This window comes from Peptostreptococcus anaerobius 653-L (assembly GCF_000178095.1).
Classification (GTDB): domain Bacteria; phylum Bacillota; class Clostridia; order Peptostreptococcales; family Peptostreptococcaceae; genus Peptostreptococcus; species Peptostreptococcus anaerobius.
The window spans coordinates 48,311-68,613 of record NZ_ADJN01000072.1 but is presented as its reverse complement, the minus strand read 5'-3'; the positions used below and the strand labels follow the sequence as shown (position 1 = coordinate 68,613).

At 34.9% G+C, this 20,303-nt stretch carries 16 protein-coding genes and 1 other annotated feature; of the genes, 14 read left to right on the top strand and 2 right to left on the bottom strand.

From position 1 onward, the window contains the following. Positions 1-85: 85 nt before the first annotated feature. Positions 86-589 (bottom strand): hypothetical protein, encoded by a 504-nt coding sequence (locus HMPREF0631_RS09480; protein WP_002844732.1) that lies wholly within the window; start codon positions 587-589, stop codon positions 86-88. Positions 590-819: 230 nt separating this feature from the next. Here HMPREF0631_RS09480 and HMPREF0631_RS09475 point away from each other — a divergent pair, with 230 nt between their 5' ends. From HMPREF0631_RS09475 to HMPREF0631_RS09460, 4 genes are all read left to right on the top strand, one after another. After that, positions 820-1,491, top strand: a complete 672-nt coding sequence (locus HMPREF0631_RS09475; protein WP_039866565.1) for a response regulator transcription factor — start codon at positions 820-822, stop codon at positions 1,489-1,491. After that, entirely contained in the window at positions 1,481-2,731 is a 1,251-nt protein-coding gene (locus HMPREF0631_RS09470; RefSeq protein WP_002844692.1) for a sensor histidine kinase, read from the top strand. The genes HMPREF0631_RS09475 and HMPREF0631_RS09470 overlap by 11 nt, the downstream gene beginning before the upstream one ends. Before the next feature lie 117 nt (positions 2,732-2,848). After that, complete coding sequence (gene trxA, locus HMPREF0631_RS09465; RefSeq protein ID WP_002844672.1) at positions 2,849-3,166, top strand: thioredoxin; 318 nt, start codon at positions 2,849-2,851, stop codon at positions 3,164-3,166. A 158-nt stretch (positions 3,167-3,324) separates the two neighbouring features. Next, positions 3,325-5,019: a phospho-sugar mutase gene (locus HMPREF0631_RS09460; protein WP_002844725.1), complete on the top strand. Its 1,695-nt coding sequence runs from the start codon at positions 3,325-3,327 to the stop codon at positions 5,017-5,019. Between the two features lie 65 nt (positions 5,020-5,084). Here the strand turns inward: HMPREF0631_RS09460 and HMPREF0631_RS09455 are convergent, their stop codons facing one another. Further along, positions 5,085-5,933, bottom strand: coding sequence for a YihY/virulence factor BrkB family protein (locus HMPREF0631_RS09455; protein ID WP_002844685.1), 849 nt, complete (start codon positions 5,931-5,933; stop codon positions 5,085-5,087). A gap of 157 nt (positions 5,934-6,090) precedes the next feature. Between HMPREF0631_RS09455 and HMPREF0631_RS09450 the strand changes: the two genes are divergently transcribed. The 10 genes from HMPREF0631_RS09450 (at position 6,091) to HMPREF0631_RS09405 (ending at position 20,282) form a co-directional block, all read left to right on the top strand. Continuing rightward, complete coding sequence (locus HMPREF0631_RS09450) at positions 6,091-7,533, top strand: 3'-5' exonuclease (protein WP_002844683.1); 1,443 nt, start codon at positions 6,091-6,093, stop codon at positions 7,531-7,533. A 145-nt stretch (positions 7,534-7,678) separates the two neighbouring features. Further along, positions 7,679-8,428 (top strand): alpha/beta hydrolase, encoded by a 750-nt coding sequence (locus tag HMPREF0631_RS09445; RefSeq protein WP_002844737.1) that lies wholly within the window; start codon positions 7,679-7,681, stop codon positions 8,426-8,428. Between the two features lie 33 nt (positions 8,429-8,461). Further along, positions 8,462-9,127: a TIGR04282 family arsenosugar biosynthesis glycosyltransferase gene (locus tag HMPREF0631_RS09440; protein ID WP_002844719.1), complete on the top strand. Its 666-nt coding sequence runs from the start codon at positions 8,462-8,464 to the stop codon at positions 9,125-9,127. A gap of 26 nt (positions 9,128-9,153) precedes the next feature. Continuing rightward, a complete protein-coding gene (locus HMPREF0631_RS09435; RefSeq protein ID WP_002844702.1) occupies positions 9,154-10,314 on the top strand; it encodes a phosphotransferase in 1,161 nt (386 codons plus the stop codon). 120 nt (positions 10,315-10,434) lie between these two features. After that, positions 10,435-11,160 carry a TIGR04283 family arsenosugar biosynthesis glycosyltransferase gene (locus HMPREF0631_RS09430; protein WP_002844693.1) on the top strand — a complete coding sequence of 242 codons (726 nt, stop codon included), beginning with the start codon at positions 10,435-10,437 and terminating at the stop codon, positions 11,158-11,160. 364 nt (positions 11,161-11,524) lie between these two features. Then, positions 11,525-12,544 (top strand): type I glyceraldehyde-3-phosphate dehydrogenase, encoded by a 1,020-nt coding sequence (gap, locus tag HMPREF0631_RS09425; RefSeq protein ID WP_002844711.1) that lies wholly within the window; start codon positions 11,525-11,527, stop codon positions 12,542-12,544. A gap of 213 nt (positions 12,545-12,757) precedes the next feature. Further along, positions 12,758-17,002, top strand: a complete 4,245-nt coding sequence (locus HMPREF0631_RS09420) for a 2-hydroxyacyl-CoA dehydratase (protein ID WP_002844728.1) — start codon at positions 12,758-12,760, stop codon at positions 17,000-17,002. Positions 17,003-17,023: 21 nt separating this feature from the next. Then, positions 17,024-18,346, top strand: coding sequence for a hypothetical protein (locus HMPREF0631_RS09415; RefSeq protein WP_002844723.1), 1,323 nt, complete (start codon positions 17,024-17,026; stop codon positions 18,344-18,346). Positions 18,347-18,478: 132 nt separating this feature from the next. Next, positions 18,479-18,727: a binding site (T-box leader), on the top strand. A gap of 116 nt (positions 18,728-18,843) precedes the next feature. Then, the gene (locus tag HMPREF0631_RS09410) at positions 18,844-19,638 is read left to right on the top strand and encodes an amino acid ABC transporter substrate-binding protein (RefSeq protein WP_002844746.1); all 795 of its coding nucleotides are present in this window, start codon (positions 18,844-18,846) and stop codon (positions 19,636-19,638) included. 26 nt (positions 19,639-19,664) lie between these two features. Then, complete coding sequence (locus HMPREF0631_RS09405) at positions 19,665-20,282, top strand: amino acid ABC transporter permease (RefSeq protein WP_002844731.1); 618 nt, start codon at positions 19,665-19,667, stop codon at positions 20,280-20,282. Positions 20,283-20,303: the final 21 nt, after the last annotated feature.

The following is a 20,303-nucleotide window of genomic DNA, read 5'->3' as shown; positions in this document are numbered from 1 at the left end:
AAATCACAACAAAAAATCACAAAAAAAGACAGGTTGTCTCGACCAAGCATAAGTTTACTTGGGGAGATATTTCCTGTCTTTTATATTATACCAAATCCTTATGATCATTTATAAAGTCCTTTATAACCTGTGTAAGCACCTCGTTTTTCTTTTGCCCTATATTGGAGCAAAGAGCGTCAAAGTCCTCCCATATCTCCTTGTCTATATTGATGCTGACCCTTTTACTTTCCTTTACTATATCATTTTCTAGGTCTATTTTTGTAGACTTGTCTGATAGCTTGATTTTCTTTAGGGGGGCAAGGTCCTTGACTAGTAGGTACCAGTCGTATATTTCACATAGCTTGTCCATGTCATCTTGGCTAAGAGAAACCCTTTTAGGACTTGATTTTCTAGTAACAGCAGCTGAACCAGTTTTTGAATTCTTTTTATTTGCTGCTGGATTTTTAGTGGTTGTTTTTCTAGTCTTTGTATTTTTAGCACTTGATTTTGCTGAACTCGTTTTTACTTCTTTATTATCGGATTTTTGTTTTTTGCTCTTTGAATCAGTCTTATTTAATAGGTCTTCAAACCCAACTTGTTTAATCGTCATAGTCAAACCCCTTTCAGTCATAATTATATATCATATCGACCTATATTTCTAGTTATTTACTTGAAAATGTTAGATATAAAGGGATTCTAAAGGTAAATAGGCTAGAATTATATAATAGTGGATATTGATAATATATTTTAATTTAGTGTTTTGTTGACTAGATATTCACTATTTTTTATGATATATTATAATATATGGTGAAAGTTTGCCATATGGAAAGTGAGGTTAATATGAAAGTATTAATAGTTGAAGATAATAAAACTCTTCAAGCGGATATGAAAAAAGAATTATCGAAGCATTTTGAAATAGAAACATGTATAGATGGAGAAGAAGGTCTTTATCTGATTGAACAGGGAATATATGACCTAGTAATCCTGGATTTGATGTTACCTAATATGGATGGTATGACTATATTAAAGGAGGCTAGAAAGTCTGGTATAGATACACCAATACTGATACTTACTGCCAAAGAATCCTTAGATGACAAGATGGAAGCCTTTACTCTTGGTGCCAATGACTACCTTACAAAACCATTTTATATGGATGAGTTGGTTGCTAGGACATTTGCCATCCTTAGGACAAATGGTAGGATAAAGGACAACAAATACCTTGAATTTAAGGACCTAAAGATAGATTCTGAGAAGAAGGCTGTATTTATCCATGACGAAGAAATAGAGCTACAGAACAAGCAGTTTAAGCTACTTGAATACTTTGTTCTAAATAAGGGGTCAATCTTATTAAAGGAGCAGATCTATGATAGGATTTGGGGAATAGATTCTGATGCTACAATAGAAATAGTCGAAGTATATGTAAGTAATCTTAGAAAAAAACTATCAAAATTTGACTATGACAAGTATATTAAGACAAAGAGAAAGGTCGGATACATACTAGATGATAAATAATAATGCCTTTATAAAGACAAGGAAAAATCTTATATTTACAATTATGTTTGTAGTTGAGATTTTTATGATTTTTGTCAGCATATTTATTTTCAATTACTTTAAGGTATCCATACTGTCAAATATAGATACTTCTCTTCAAGAAGAGTATAAGTTTGTCAGCAACGCTTTTGACAAGGATTCTATATTAAATCCTATTATATTACAAGACCCAAGGGATATAGTATATATATATGAGGGTGATGAAATCAGGTACTATACCCAGAATAGGTATTTCAGCCAGATGCCTAGTATAAGGCCGAATATAGAAGACGAGTACATTAACGAGATATACGGCGGTTATAAATTTAGGACTTTTTATATTAAAAGTGGCAAGTACCAGTTTAGGATTATGAGGAACATAGACTCTGAAATGCAGGGACTAAGCCACCTTATAACCCTATTGATTCTATCAGACTCTATATCATTGCTCTTGTCCTATATAATAGCCAAGCTCTTGTCTAAGAAGGCACTCAAACCTATTGAGACATCTTGGAACAACCAGGTCAAGTTTATACAGGATGCCTCTCATGAACTGAGGACGCCGGTTGCTATAATACAGTCAAAACTTGAGTCTCTCCTAAAATCACCAGAGAGTACTATCGAAGAAGAGGCAGAGACTGTTGCTGTTGCCATGAGAGAGACTAGGCAGCTCAAAAAAATGATATCTGAACTATTGTCACTTACAAAAGAGGAATCAATAGTAAAGATAAATACAGAGTCTGTGAGTATAATTGATTTATTTAATGAGTTGAGTGGATCCTATAATGAAATAGCTGAATACCAGGGCAAGCACTTCAAGTACGATGTTAGCTCTATCAAAAATCCAATCTTGTATACAGATAAAAATAAACTATCTCAGCTCTTGAGAATATTGATAGACAATGCCTTTAAGTATACAAATACAGATGATTCTATAGAGTTAATCGCAAGTCCTAAGGGAAGGGACAGGCTTGTAATTGAAGTAAAAGATACGGGAATTGGCATAAGCGCCAAGGACCAAAAAAGAGTCTTTGAAAGATTCTTTAGGAGTGATGCAGTTAGGGCAGAGAACATAGAAGGCTCTGGAATTGGTCTTTCAATAGCAAAACTGATAACCAATACCCTATGTGGTAGCATTAGAGTCAAGTCAAAATTAAAAGAAGGTACTAGCTTTATCATTGAATTGCCAAGGGGCAGAGAACTCAAGGGCAAAAGAAAATAAGTATATGTTTTAAATCTATAGTTTTTGGTATTAATATAGTATAAGTTAAAGATGATATCAAAATGATAGATGGATTTAATGTAAAATAAAATCTAAAATAATCGGGAGGAATTTAAAATGGCAAAAGTAATTAATGGAAGTGAATTTGTACAGAATGTAAAGGAAGCTAAGGGATTAGCAGTTGTAGACTTTTTCGCAACATGGTGTGGTCCTTGTAATATGCTAGGTCCTGTATTTGCAGATGTAGCAGAAGCTAACAAGGATGCTGCCTACTTTGCAAAGGTTGATATAGACCAGGCTATGGAAGTAGCTCAGGAATATGGAGTAAACACTGTTCCTACAGTAATATTCTTCAAGGATGGAGTAGAAGTATCTAGAGAAATCGGGTTTATGCCAAAGGAAAAGATCGAAGCTAACTTAAATGCAATGAAGTAGTATAAGTTTTCAATAGCACCACTTGGGGGTTGATCCTTTTATTAGGACAGTCACCTGAGGGGTGCTTTTTTTATTATATTGTTTACTTTTTTTATACTATAGCTTAAAATATAGATGTGGCAGGGAACAAAAATCCCTATCAGTATGAGGAGGTAACTATGGATTACATGAAATTGTATAAGGAATGGATAGAAGCTTCATATATAGATGATGAAACTAAGGATGAGCTAAGGGCCATTGAGTCCGATGAAAAAGAGATAGAGGATAGGTTTTATAGAGATTTAGAGTTTGGAACAGCAGGCTTAAGAGGTATATTAGGGGCTGGTACAAACAGGATGAACTTATATACAGTGAGAAAAACTACATATGGTCTTGTTAAGTACCTCATGGATAATTTTGAAGATGCAGCAGATAGGGGTATTGTTATAGCCCATGACAATAGAAAAATGTCTAGGGAATTTTGTATGGAGTCTGTAAGAGTCATATCAGGTATGGGCATGAAGGTTTATTATTTTGATGATCTTAGGACAACGCCTATGCTATCTTATTCTGTTAGGAGACTCAACTGTATAGGTGGTATAGTGATCACAGCAAGTCACAATCCTTCAAACTACAATGGTTACAAGGTATATGGAGACAATGGAGCACAGATAATGCCTGATGTTGCCAAGAAAGTGCTGGAGACAATAGACAGGGATTCTAGCTTGGATGTACTCCCACTTTTAGATGAAAAAGCTAATAAGGACAAGGCTGTCATGCTGGATTCAAGCCTGGATGATGAATTTATTGAGGCTGTAGAAAGAAACAGCATAAGAAAGGATATAATTAAAAAGTACGCCAAGGATTTTAAGGTTGTGTATACACCTCTTTGTGGTACTGGCAGGGTTCCAGTTATTAGAGTTCTTAGAGACTGTGGTTTTGAAAATATAATAGTAGTTCCTGAAGAGGAAATGCCAGACAAGAATTTTGCTGGTATAGACAAGCCTAACCCAGAAGAGAAGGAAGCTCTAGAACGTGGTATAGCCCTTATGGTAAGGGAAGAGGCAGATATACTTATAGCAAACGACCCAGACTGTGATAGGGTAGGCATAGCTGTTAGAGGTAAGAATTCAGAGCCGATACTAATAAGTGGCAACCAGATAGGTGGTCTACTTACTGACTATGTACTAAAGGGCTTAAAGGAAACTAATAGACTCACAGACAAGGCCTGCATGATAAAGACTATAGTAACTTCTGAGTTTGGTGCTGATATAGCTAGGGACATGGGAGTTGAAGTCGTTGAGATACTTACTGGATTTAAGTTTTTGGGTGAAAAAATGACCCAATATGAAAAAGATGGGTCAAAGGACTTCACAATCGGCTATGAGGAGAGTTATGGATACCTAGTAGGCGACCAGTGCAGGGACAAGGATGGTGTAGTAGCTACTCTTATGATAGCTGAAATGGCACTTTATTACAGGAGCAAGGGTAAGAGTATCTATGATGCACTTATAGATTTATACCAAGAAAATGGTTATTACAGAGAAAATACCAACTCTATTTACCTAGGGGGCAAGGAAGGCTCTGCAAAGATAAAAGAGATAATGGATACTATGAGGGGTCAAAGCCTGAACCAAATAAATGGGTCAAAGGTAGTTAGGCTAGATGACTTCAAAAAGGGAGTAGAAGGCTTCCCTATATCTGATGTATTAAAATACTATTTGGATGACGGTTCGTGGATAGCCCTTAGGCCATCTGGAACTGAACCAAAGATAAAGATATATATAGGAACACATGATAAGTCTGATTCAGTAGCAATAAGAAGATTAGAAGAATTGACACAAAGCTTCGATGAAATGATAAAATCAATATAAGAATAAACCTCTAATCAATCATCTAAAGGGATGGTAGATTAGAGGTTTTATTATAGGTATTTATACTAACACGCACTTATGAATTCTTCGTTCTTTGAGAAATATATAAGGGCGTTGACCTTATATCCCACAGAAACAGATAGGGAGCAGAAGTATAGCCAAGTCATAAGAACTATCATGGTAGATATACTTCCATATATTTCTCCATTGAAGAAGTTGTTGGCGTATACTGAGTATAGCATAGAGAACAACAACCAAAGTAGACTAGTCACTACAGCGCCGGGCAAACAGTATTTATAAGGTATCTTTTTAGATGGTCCAAAACTGTAGATTCCTAGGAATATTACAATCATAACCAAGATAGGAACAAGATATCTCACAATAGTAAATATTATACCGAGAACCATATTGGAACCCTCAACGTTTCCAAGTAGACCTATTATAAATTCAGATATTTTAGAACCATATACCAAAAAGACTATACACAGTATAATTTCTATAAAAAATAGGGCTGCAAATATAAGACTCGTAAGTTTGGCAATAATAGGGTTCTTCTTATCTTCAAAGCCATAGTAGGCATTTTGAGCAACTAGGATAGAATTGACAGCCTTTGAAAAAGTCCACACAGCAAGTCCTGCAGATACGATTAGGAGTTTTTGGCTCTTGTGGGTCACTGCTGACTTTATAAAGTATACAACGATTGTATGGGCTTCAGCAGGTATTATATTCTTGATGGGCTCTGATGTTGTCACTACATTGACCTCTGGCACATAGGCCAAGGCACATATGACGAAAATTAGAGACGGAAATATTGACATAGTGAGGTAGAAAGACATCTCAGCCGCTCTTGAATAACTATCTCCAATATCAAATTTTTGAATTAAAGCTCTTATACAATTTAAATTTTTTTTCATAAATTCTCCATTCCTAAGACTAAAAGTCTTAAATATAATAAGGATATATATTAATTATCTACCCACATAAATAGTCCTCCAATAATTAATTTAACTATTCAATATTAATATATAAACGATTATGGTATAATATTTGTAGGAATTCGGAGGTAGACAAGTGGAAGAAAAACATGAAAATAACTTAATAGCATCTAGACATGCTGATTTCCTACCTAAATCATATGTATCGTTTGATCTAGAGGCAACAGGAAATTCAAAGTTTAACTATATGATAGAGATAAGTGCCTTTAAAGTCATAGATTTTGAGGTGGTTGATGAATATTCGTCACTGATTAGGCCACCTCGATCTAGGAAGGTAACTAAATCCAGTAGATTACTATCTGAATGTGAAGAATTTGGAGATAAGATATACTATATAGATAAATTTATAGAGAGCTTGACTGGAATAGACAATATATCCATCCATAAGGCTGAAAAAGAGGCTGATGTAATAAAAAAATTCAGGGACTTTGTCGGTGATAGCATCTTGGTTGGGCATGGTGTAAACAATGACATAAACCTACTAAAAGATACCTACATGAGGGTTTTTGGTGAGGAATTTACAAATAAATATATAGATACACAGGCCCTAGGAGTGTTTCTTGATGATAGGGAGTACTCTCTTGTAAACCTATGTAACAAGTATAGTATTGAAAACATAGATACACACAGGGCTAGTTCAGATGCCTATAGGACCAATCTCTGTTATATAAATCTTTACAAGGATATAGAGGCAAAGTATTCATCTATACCTGATAAGCTATTTGCCAATTGGATAGAAGACAGGCATAATAAACAGAATCGTATACTTAAGAATAGGACAATGAAGTCTTTAAATGCAAAAAATTGGAATAGCCATTATGAGAATATGAAGAGAGAGGACTATTTGGCACTTGATATTATAGGAAGCTCTTTGTCCTTTGACATGTCGGTTTCAAGTGATGATTTTCATAGTTTTAAGAAGAGGTTGAAGAAGTTTGATATTAGGCTTCATAGGGACGTGTTTTCTAATACTAACTTTTTGATTGTGGATGATATAGCCACTTTCTCAAATCAATCAAAAAAATTAAAATTTGATGAAAAAAATCCAAACTTAAAAAGAGTTTTGTCTTTTAATATAAAGGGCAAGAAAATTAAGGTTATAGATAAAAAATTATTGACTTCTAAAATTGATTATCTAGAAGAATATACGGCTAGACATAAATTTGACGGACTAAATGATGAATTATCAATAGAATATCCTTCAAAAACCAAGGGTGAATTAGTTGACCAGTTTAGTGTTTTGGGAAGTAAGTTTTACCTATATAACGATCTTTCAACTATGAATAGTAATGATCTTAAAATACGTTTAATCAATGATGGGGCAGAGGTTAGAGATGTTATTGATGAGGACTTAGACTATATAATAGTTGGCGAAGGAAGGAACAAGAATACATTTTACAATTCAGAGGAATGTAACAGATTTTTGGAAATTTTGGCCTATGGAAATGACGTAAAACTACTAAATGAAGAAAATTTCAAATTGTGCATCAATTTGAAAGTCAAAAATACAATTATATAAAGCGAAAACCGACAGTTAATTTAATAAAGTGACATATAAATGCAAGAATCATATTATTTCTTTCATTTATAAAATGAATTGACATTTTTAGTTTATGGTTGTATAGTATTCATAGATAGAAGGTAATAATATTATGGAGGACGTTATGATTTTTGAAACATACGGCGATAAGACTAAGCCTGTCGCACTTTTAATACACTGTATTTTTTATCCTGGTGCAAGTAACTACAGGGGTATAATACCGTATCTAGAGAAGGGCTATTATGTAGTTGTTCCTAGACTTGAAGGGTTGGACTATCCACACCACGATTTTACACCTAGAGTATATCAGGCTGACAAGATAGTTTCTTGGTTAAAAGAAAACAAGATAGATCATATAGGATTTTTATTAGGTGCTTCATTTGGAGCTGCCGTTGCATTTGAAATACTAAAGGAATTGTGGTTGAAAATAGATGTAGCTGTTCTTGATGCACCGGCTCTAAAGCAGAGTAAGGTCAGAGGGATGTTCTTCTATATGGAGCTTAAAAAGCTAGTGAAGGAATTTAAGACTAGGGGCATGAAGGTGTTTGATAATGACCCAAGATATAAGTATGTTTCTATGAGTGATAAAGAGTATATACTAAATGTATATAAGAATTTGGATAATGACACAATTAAAAAACTTTCATTTTCATGCTACGACTATACATTGCCATCTGCCATCTATAGACCGGATACAAAGATAAAGTTCTTGTTCGGTGAGAAAGACAAGGCAAGGATGAACCTACCTGAAATAAAGAATCTTCATTCAGGAGAGATAAAGATTATTGAGGGTATGGACCATATGCAGTATATATTCGATAAGCCTAAGGATTACTTAAATGATTGTGGCTTAAATGTGTGTAGCAGAATCTAATCGATAAAAATATAAAATATAAGGAGTTATGTATTGAAGAAGGGGTTAATTATTTTTACAAGAATACCAATCCCTGGATATACTAAGACTAGACTTGAAAAAAAGCTGTCCCAACTAGAGTGTGCCCGTTTGCATACTTGTTTTCTCAATGACCTAGAACTGATGACTAGTAGAATTGAGGGGGACAGCTTAATTGTATTTACAAACTCTGGTGCTGAGTCTTATATAGGTCCGGGTGTATTGAAGGATATATTTAAGTATGCTGATGTTTTTATAGAACAGAGAGGACAGGATATTTGGCAAAGAATGAAGAACGCCTTTTCTGATTCATTTGACTTGGGCTATGATAGCCTAGTCTTGATAGGATCCGATATACCTGAGATTTGCTCAGTACATATTAATAGTTCTCTCAAGGCATTGGATGATAGTGACATTGTAATCACACCTACAGAGGACGATGGTTATTGCCTGATTGGTATGAATAACCTTGACAATGAGGTCTTTGATATGGGCGAGTATGAGGGACAGACAGTTGTTGAGAGGACTATAGAACTAGCTAAAAAGACGACTGATAAGATTAAGATAAATGATCCTCTAGTCGATATTGATGAAGAAGAGGATATCATAAATATCGTAAATAAGTTTGATAGACATACATATCCCAATACCTATGAATACCTCGTGAGTTTGGGATACTAAAATTACTAGAGGAGGACTTGGAATATATGGTTGATATGCTAGATACAAGAGATGTTGCTAGATTTGTTAAGTCTCGTGCGTTTTTTGACAGGTACTATAATTATTTAATAAGTAAAAAACATATAGGAGGCTTAGAAATAGATAAAGGAGAAAGAAATACTCCTGTGGTTCCTAGTGACCTAAAAAATAATATAGATAAGCTAGAGTTCAAGACTAGTTTCCTAGCAAATGGAGAATATAACTGTAACTATAGGATTGAGGTCATATACGAGGCTAGGAAAATAGACGATATGGTATTTAGGATAAACTATGCCAGTCAAATGAACTTGAAAAACCAGATAGCATATGAATTTATGGGGCTTGAGGCTGTTTGCAAAAGCGGGGTTACTCCAGTACCATATTTTTATGATGATTCTAAAAAGGACTTCCCTAGAGACTATCTTGTGATGGCTTTTATCCAGGGGAGACCTATGGATTACAAGAAGGACCTACTTACGGCTGCCAAATGTTTGAACATGATTCACAAAACTTGTATACCAGACGACAACTCTTTGGTAGAACCTGACAATCCATTTAAGGCTATACTTGAGGAATCAACTAATATGTACAGTAAGTACAGGTCAAGCGACCTATTTGATCCTAGGGTTGATGAGAGGGTTCAAAAGATTTTCGCAAGGGTCCAGCAAATATGTGACAGACTCGATATTAGTTATGATGGTCAAAATAGTACTGATAAAGAAGGCAATAAGTCAATAATAAATACTGAATTAAATTCATCGAATTTTATAATAGGTGACAGGACCTACCTTATAGACTGGGAAAAGCCTATTATTGGTGAAAAAGAACAAGACCTAGGCCATTTTCTAGCACCTACGACTTCATTTTGGAAGACGGATATAATATTTACAAGAGACCAAGTAGAGGGATTCTTAAAATATTACTTTGAGGAATTTTACGGTATTGAATATTATGAGTTTAAGTTAGATCAATTTGAAAGCTTCAGGGACAAGGTCTATTCTTATATTAGGATGAACTGTTTGAGGGGTGTAACTTGGTGTGCCATGGCCTGGGTTGAGTACAACAAGTCAGAAAAAGACTTGCTCAATGAATTTACATTTAACAAATTAAAGGCATATCTAGACCTTGACTACTTAGATATGCTAGTTAGAGACTTTATAGAAGATTAGAAGATTCTAATAGCTGGACTAATATAAATAAAAGTACAAGCATAAACACAAACACAAGCACAAGCACATCTATTAGAACTATTAGAAGATAAGTACAAAAGCAAAATAAAGGGAGAGTAAATGTATAGTAAGCTATCTATAGTTATACCTATTTATAATGAATTAGAAAATGTGAAAAATATTGTAAGGCAACTAGACTCAATAGGCAAGGATAATTTTGAAGTTATATTTGTTGATGGCTATCGTCAATCTGACTCGGACCTCTTAAGGGATATAATAGGTCCAAAATACAAGTATATTAGGTCGGGCAAGGGCAGGGGCCGACAGATGAACAAGGGCTTTGAAATGGCTAAGCATGACCTAATCCTCTTTCTTCACTGCGATAGTAGTATTGAATTAAGAATGGTTGATGATATAATTAGCTCTGCCAACAGGGGTGTTGAATTTGGCTGTATGTCAATTTACTTTAATGACTCGAGAATCCTTATGAAGATATGCGGTTTTATGTCGAGGTTTAGGGCCAAGAAAAGGAAAATAGCCTTTGGTGACCAGGGCGTATTTTTTACTAGGTATGCCTTTGAAAAACTGGGTGGCTATAAAGAGATAGGGATTATGGAGGACTATGATATTTCTATCAGGGCTAAGGGTGTATATGATCTTGTCCAGATAGATACTAGGATAGTCACTTCTTCTAGGAGGTTCTACACTGGAAAGGGTAGGTTTAACAAACCGCCTCTTACTGATATAGGCATACTCATGGTTATGAGGGATATGCAAGTCTTTCAGAGGGCCTATCGAAGGGGAATAGATCCAGATATCATTGTAAAGAGATACTATAAGCATTAGTTATTGATAGCTTTTCTGAGATTGGTTATTGATAACCTTTCTAAGGATAGTTAGTGATAGCTTTTCTACGATTATTCAGAAACTCATAGATTTACAAATTACATAAATTAAATAAAAAATCGGGCTGCATTTTTATGCAGTCTTTTTATATGTATAGTTTATTAGGTATTTTTTATATATAGTATATCAAAATACAGGCTAAATACTATAATAAATAAATAACAAGCTTAAAAAAACATTTTTTTCTTGATATTTATTGCAAAAAAAATAAAAATGATATACAATATAGTCGAGGAGGGGATATATATGATACACTAATTAATTTAAAGTCCCCAATAACGAAAATATATGACGGAGGAAGAGTATGAAAATAAAAGTAGGATTAAATGGATTTGGTAGAATAGGAAGGTCAGTTCTTAGACTAGTAGAAGCGGATGCGAATGCAAAGTATGAAATCGTTGCCATCAATGCTAGGGCAAATGCAGAAACATTAGCACATTTATTCCAGTACGATTCAAGTTTCGGAACATTCAAGGGTGAAGTTGAAGTAAAAGATAATGATACAATAGTAGTGAACGGAAAAGAAATAAAGATAACTAGGGCAGCTAGTCCAAAGGAAATACCATGGAAGGAACTTGGTGTTGACATAGTAGTAGAGAACACTGGTAAATTCAAAAAGAGAGAAGATGCACAGGGACATATAGATGCAGGTGCTAAAAAGGTTATCATTACTTGTCCAGCTAAGAACGAAGATATAACACTAGTTCTTGGTGTAAACGGAGATATGTACGACAATGACCTACACAATATAATATCTAATGCTTCTTGTACTACAAACTGTCTAGCTCCAGTTGCAAAGGTAATAGATGAAGAATTTGGTATAGAAAATGGTATGATGACTACAGTACATGCCTATACTAATGACCAGCAGGTACTGGACAAGTCACACAAGGACCTTAGAAGATCTAGAGCTTGTGGAGCCTCAATAATACCTACAACTACAGGTGCAGCTAAGGCGGTTGCTCTTGTACTTCCTCAGTTAAAGGGCAAATTAAATGGATTCTCTCTAAGAGTTCCAACTCAGACAGTTTCAATAGTTGATTTAGTTGTAAATGTAAGGAAAAAGGACATAACTGCTGAAGAAGTAAATGCAGCTCTTAAGAAAGCATCAGAAGGTGAATTAAAGGGTATATTGGGATATTCAGACAAGCCTCTTGTATCTGTAGACTACAAGGGAGATGAAAGATCTTCAATAGTTGATGGACTTTCAACAATGGTAATGGACAATGGATTAGTAAAGATACTTTCATGGTATGATAATGAATGGGGATATGCAACTAGAACTCATGACCTTGTAAATATCGTATCAGAAAAGATGAAATAAGAATTTAAATGATTAAGTATATGTAAAAAAAAGGAGGCTAGCCTCCTTTTTTTATGTGTTTTAAATAGTATTCTTTGTCATTTACTTATATTTTAAACTATAGCATATTATTGACATTCATTATTCAAGTGACGTATAATTAGTGTATATTATTAAGATGGTTTAACAAATAAGAAATCTAAGTATAATAGTATGTTTATTAGGAGGGCTATAATGAATGGAATCTTAAAATTAGGAATTGATATAGGTTCTACAACAGTGAAGGCCGTAGTTTTGACAGAAGAAAATGAGATGTTATTTAGTGAATATAAAAGGCACTTCTCAGATGTTAAAAAGGCAGTTAGCGACCAGTTAAAGAAGATATATGATAAGTTGGGTAATGTTAGTTTAAAAACTGTTATCACAGGTTCGGGAGGAATAGGTCTATCTAAGAAAGTAGACCTAAGATTTGAGCAAGAAGTAATTTCTAGTACCGAAGCTATAAGACACTACAATCCAGAAACTGACGTAGTAGTTGAGTTGGGTGGAGAGGATGCAAAGGTGACATTTTTGTCAGGTGGCATTGACCAACGTATGAACGGTATATGTGCAGGTGGAACAGGAGCCTTTATAGACCAGATGGCATCTCTATTAAAGACAGATGCTAGTGGACTAAACGAGCTTGCAAAAGACTATTCAGTAATATACCCGATAGCTTCAAGGTGTGGTGTATTTGCAAAAACTGATATACAACCCCTAATCAATGATGGTGCAAAAAAGGCAGATATAGCAATGAGTATTTTTAATGCAGTTGTTGTACAGACTGTAAGCGTACTTTCTTGTGGTAGGAAAATAGAGGGTAATGTTGCATTTTTAGGTGGACCATTATACTTTTTGTCCGAGCTTAGGAAGCAGTTCAAAAATGTTTTAAAGCTTGAAGATAAAAATATAATCTTTCCAGAAAATGCCCAGTTATATGTGGCTTTGGGGGCAGCCCTATTGTCTAAAAAGGAAAAAATAAACTCTATTTGTAGTTTGATTAAAAAAGTAGACTCAGTAGATAGTCTTGAGGACTCTCAGGCTGAAAAAATTGATTCCCTATTTGAAGATGATGACGACTATAATGATTTTGTTGATAGACATTCTAAGGCGTGTGTTAAAAGACAAGATATAAGTTCTTACAAGGGAAGATTTTATTTAGGACTTGATGCTGGATCTACTACCACAAAGGCCATATTGATGGGAGATGAGGGGCAGATACTCTACTCTCATTACGGCTCAAATGAGGGTAGTCCTCTTGATATGAGTATAAAAATATTGAAAGATATATATTCACAAATACCTGAGGGATCATGTATATCACAGGCGACTGTTACTGGCTATGGAGAAGAGATGCTTAAAAAGGCTCTTAGGATTGACGGTGGTGAGATAGAAACAATAGCCCACTACAAGGCAGCAAAATTTTTTGATCCAGATGTTGATTTTATACTTGATATAGGCGGTCAGGACATGAAGTGTCTAAAAATAAAAAATGGTGTAATAGACCAAATTATCCTCAACGAAGCGTGTTCTTCAGGGTGTGGATCATTCCTAGAATCATTTGCCAAGTCACTCCATATGGATGTCAAGGATTTCGCACAAAAGGGTATTGGGTCCAATAATCCGGTTGATCTTGGGTCTAGGTGTACTGTATTTATGAATTCAAGGGTCAAACAGGCTCAAAAAGAAGGTGCAAGTGTAGCTGACATATCTGCTGGTTTGGCCTATTCTGTTGTCAAAAATGCTCTATTTAAGGTTATAAAGTTGAGAGATGTTTCAGACCTAGGCGACCATGTAGTAGTTCAAGGGGGTACATTTTACAATGACTTAGTGCTTAGGTCTTTTGAGAAATTGATAGGTAGAAATGTGACTAGACCGGATATAGCAGGTCTGATGGGGGCATTTGGTTGTGCTCTTATATCAAAAGAGCGATACAGGGGTCAAAGGTCTAATATATTAAATATAAATCAGTTAAACGGTATAAAAGTAGAGTCAAGTGTTACTAGATGTAAGGGATGCTCAAATAAGTGTCTACTAACAATAAACAAGTTTTCTGAAAGTGAGATATTTGTCTCAGGCAATAGGTGTGAAGTAGGTGAAGCTATTTATAGCCATAAGAAAATAAAACAAGAGACAAAACCTGTAAATATGTACAAATACAAGTATGAAAAATTATTTTCATACAATTCATTAGATGAAAACCAATCCAAAAGAGGGCTAATAGGTATACCTAGAGTCTTAAATATGTATGAAAATTACCCATTTTGGCATAGATTTTTGACTGAATTAGGATTTTCAGTTGTATTATCAGAAAAATCTTCAAAAAAGCTATTTGAAAAGGGTATAAGTTCTATTGCTTCAGATACCGTATGTTATCCAGCTAAGCTAGTACATGGACATATTGAAAGCCTGATAGAAAGAGGAATAAAGACCATATTTTATCCTTCTGTTACCCATGAGGTCCTGGAAAATATGGATGCAGACAACCACTATAATTGTCCGGTTGTGACATCATATCCAGAAGTTATAAAATCCAATATGGAGTCATTAGCTGAAAAAGATATAAAGTATATCAATTTCTTCGTATCTTTGAACAACAAGAAAAAGCTTAAGAAGAGGCTGTACGAGGCCATGTCCTATCATTATCCAGACATAAGACATGAAGATATAAACAGGGCGGTTGATCTTGCAAGTAAACAGTATGATGAATTTAAAGATGACATAAGAAAAAAAGGGCAAGAAATAGTAGACTATCTAGCATCTTCAAACGAGAAGGGCATAGTCTTGGCAGGTAGGCCTTACCACCTTGATCCAGAGATAAACCATGGCATACCAGAACTTATAAACAGTCTTGGTTTTGCAGTTTTATCAGAGGATTCTGTATGTCATATGGCCAATGCAAAAGAATCATTGAGAGTTGTTGACCAGTGGGTATACCATTCTAGATTGTACAAGGCTGCAGAGTTTTGTAATGACCACGATAATTTAGAGATAGTCCAGCTCAACTCTTTTGGATGTGGACTAGATGCAGTAACAACAGAGCAGGTTGAAGAGATACTAGATAGAAAATCAAAAATACATACAGTAATCAAAATAGATGAAGGTAATAACCTAGGAGCTGCAAAGATAAGACTAAGGTCCTTGAAGGCTGCGATAAAGGAAAGAGAGACTAGTGTTGGAAATAATAAAGCTACTACCAAAGCTAGCATTAAATATGAAAAAAATACTCGTCTAAATAAGGAACATACATTATTGGCACCACAAATGGCACCAATACAGTTCCAATTTTTAGAAAGAGCTCTAAATGATTCGGGTTTAAAAATGGTTGTTCTAACAAATAAGTCATCGGATATAATCGACGAAGGCTTGAGGTATGTGAACAATGACGCTTGTTATCCTGCAATAATAGTAATAGGTCAAATTATACAGGCCCTTAAATCAGGCAAATATGATATTCATAATACAAGTGTACTTATGAGTCAGACAGGTGGAGGCTGCAGGGCTACCAATTATATAGGATTCCTTAGAAAGGCCTTAAAATCAGCTGGATTTGGAATGGTGCCAGTGGTGTCAATAAGTGCCCAGGGCGTAGAGGACAATGGACTAAAAGACCACTTTACTCTACCTGTTATTAACAAGATAATTATGGGTATGGTTTATGGAGACCTCTTAATGAAGGTATTATTGAGGGTAAGGCCCTATGAAAAAATTAAAGGCTCTGCTAATGACCTATATGAAAAGTGGTCTAATAGGTGTAAGGAATCCCTAAGAAATGCAAAATTCAGTGACTATAAATCAAATATAAGAAATATAATAAAGGATTTTGATAATCTTGAAATACTAGAAAGCAAAAAGCCTAAGGTAGGTTTAGTAGGAGAAATCTTAGTGAAGTTTTCACCTATAGCTAATAATGACCTAATATCAATTATTGAAAAAGAAGGGGCTGAAGTGGTAGTACCAGACCTTATGAACTTCTTTCTTACAAGTGCCTATAATAACTTGTATAAATACAAAAAACTTGAAGGTTCATACAAGAGTATGTTAATTGGCAAGTCCATAGTCAAGATCATGGAAGCCTATCAAAAGATATACAGGCAAGCTCTTTCTAAGAGTAAGAGGTTTGAAGCGCCTGATAGGATTGAGGATGTAGCTGAATACACAAAGAGATTTGTGTCTCTTGGCAACCAGACTGGTGAAGGTTGGTTACTGCCAGGGGAGATGTTGGAGTTAATCAAGAGTGGCTGCAATAATATCGTATGTATGCAACCATTTGGATGTCTTCCCAACCACATTATAGGCAAGGGTGTTATAAAGGCTATCAAAAAAGAATATCCAAATGCCAATATCATACCAATAGATTATGATGCATCGGCTACATCAGTAAATCAGTTAAACAGGATTAAACTTATGCTTGCCACAGCCTTTAATGAGATGGATTAGTTAGAAAGGGTGACAAAACTTATGACTATAAGTAATAAATCAATAGTTTCAAAATACAGTCTAGAGCAAATGGATGAGAGTCTCACAATCTATGAAGGTAATCTATGTATATATTCATCAGTCAACATAAGGTTTAATGGACGTGTATACTATGATATGACTGATACATCCTCTATTAAATTTGAGGGCACTATATACAAGTTTGATGAATTAGAAGAGGAGATGCCTAGTTTGATGATGGATAGTGTAACTTTAGAGATTCTAGGATATAAACTGATTGATGCTGACATTACTAGTATCAAAAATAATCATATTGAAGGCTATGTCAATGACTTTGTAATCAAGTCAAAGGATAATAAGGTTGACTATGTACAGTTTGACATTGTAAATATGGACAAGATACCGGGTAAGCTAGTAGAATACCAAGATCTAGTATATGCTGGCAGGATAGAGTTTACTTTAAATGATTATAAAATAATAATAGATAAAAGTTATGGTTACAATAAAGACCTCAAGGCATCCCTAGAGGCTAAGTCTTCTAATATTATCACTCATACAGGTAGGATATACAGGAAAAATGAAGCGCCCTTTAATACCAGGAAGGTTGACCAGATGATAAGCAGGATAGCTACGGCACTAAGTTTTGCATCAGGCAGATATGTATCAATACCAAATACTTATGGATATCATGAGGATAGGGAAGTGTATAGGGCCTGGTATAGAATGGCTAGGTCAGGCTATAAGTTTGTCTTTAACTGGACTAGCACTATATCCAATTACCACAATATAGAAAAGTATATGTCACTTATGTGTAAAAAACTTGAAGAGGACTATTATAACGATACAATATCCAATGTATTAGACTGGTATATGGAGGCCATTAATGGTATGAACCTTGGTAATAATATAATATCAGTCCAAACAGCCCTAGAGATGCTTTCTTACGTTGTATTGGTAGAAACAGAAAATACTTATAGGCAAAGTGTGTACGACAAGCACAGCTCTAAGAGGAATATTAGAGAATTATTAGATCACTGTGGTATAGATGGGTCAATACCAAAAGAATGCGATATGTCAGATAATATAAAGACTTACTTTAGTGATTCTGTTGATGCCATAACATTTTACAGGAATTCTGTTGTCCACCCATCTAGGAATAAAAAAATATATTTGGATTTTGAATCCATGTTCAATATAATCCTACTGGGAATATCCTACATAGAGTTGGTGATCTTGTATCTGATAGGTTATAAGGGTGAGTACACAGACAGGTTTAAGGACTATTCTTTTGGTGATGTACATCAGGTTGCATGGACCAACAAGAATAAAAATATCGATAAATAAATTGATTTCAGTAAAAGTAAATTCTAGATCAGAGCGGAATTTACTTTTGCAAGTAACAATATAAATAAATTTTCTGAAAAAGGTATTGACACTTTCAGGATTTAGTTGTAAGATGTATTCAACGCTATAGAATAGAAGACGAGGATAAGAACTAGTAGATGATATTAGTCATGCAGAGAGTTGCTGGTTGGTGAAAAGCAATTGATGAGGATTATTGAACACATCTTTGAGTTGGGTACCGAAATTAGAGTAGGCTACCACGGGTGCACCCGTTACAGTGCTAAGGTATAGTATCTTGTACCTGATGAGGCCATTATCGTGAGGTTGTGGCGAATAGAGGTGGGAACACGAAGTATTGATTTTAGTACTCTCGTCCTCTGACATATGTCGGAGGATGGGAGTTTTTTTATACTTATTTTCAAGCCTAGAAAAATTCATATTGCTCGGTGTATATAGCGTAATTCACAAATTTATATTTATTATACGGAGGTAGCAAAATGAAAATTAAAAGTTTAAAGAAGTTGATGGCAGTAGGTTTAGGTTTAGTGATAGCGACAAGTTTGGTAGCATGTAAGTCTTCTGAAAAGAAGGCAGATAGTGCAAAATCATCAAAAGAAATAGTAGTTGGTCTTGATAATACATTTGTACCAATGGGATTTTTGGATGAAAAGAATGAACTTGTAGGCTTTGATATTGACTTAGCAAAGGAAGCCTTCAAGAGAATGGGACTTGAACCTAGGTTTGAAAATATAGACTGGTCAACAAAGGAGCAGTCACTAGAAAATAAGAACGTAGATGCCCTATGGAATGGTTACTCAATAACTGAACAGAGAAAGGAAAAGGTAGCTTTTTCTACTCCTTACTTGGACAATAAGCAGATAGTAGTATCTATGAAGAAAGACAATATAAAGACTTTCAAGGACCTAAAGGACAAGCAAGTTGGAACACAGGCTGGTTCAGCATCTCTAGATGCTATAGAGGCCAACAAGGAATTTACAGGTCTTATAAAGGGGTCTGAACCAACTACTTACGATACATTTGACAAGGCTCTAAGAGACTTAGAGATTGGTAGAACTAAGGCTGTTGTAGGTGATGAAGTATTACTAAAGTACTACATCAAGCAAAGGGGAGCAGACAAGTACCAGGTACTAGATGGTGACCTTGGTAAGGAACAGTATGGAGTTGGATTTAGAAAAGACGATACTAAGAGGGTAGAAGAATTCAACAAGGTATTAAAAGAAATGCAGGAAGATGGAACATTTGACAAGATAAAGGCCAAATGGTTTAACTAGAATAATTAGATTGGATGGATTAGGAAATGATTGAAGGATTAAAGATTGTATTAGAGCTATTTGTACTGACTACGGTATTTTCAATACCACTTGGTTTATTGGTAGCACAAGTTAGAATTTCAAAAAATAAACTGGCAAGGTCGGTGACTAGTTTTTATATATGGATAATGAGAGGGAGTCCACTTTTACTACAGATGATGTTTTTATATTATGGACTACCACTGCTAAACGAAAATCTGGTATTTGACAAGATGCCTATAGCAGTTATAGCCTTTACAATTAACTATGCTGCCTACTATGCTGAGATATTTAGATCAGGTCTAGAGTCAATTGATAGGGGCCAGTATGAAGCAGCCAAGGTGCTAGGTTTTGACAAGTGGACTATGAACAGGAGAATCATCATACCACAGGTTATAAAGAGGGTACTACCTCCAGTTTCAAATGAATTTATAAATCTGGTAAAGGATACATCATTGGTATCTGTACTTGGCTTAAACGATCTTTTTAGAATAGCTACTGCAGCTAGTAACAGGGAAGCTAGCCTGATGCCATTCTTATACGCAGCAATAATATATCTAGTACTTACAGCACTTATCACACAGTTGTTCGCTAGTCTAGAAAAGAAATATTCTTATTATAAGTAGGTAATTGGGAGGAAGTGTGAT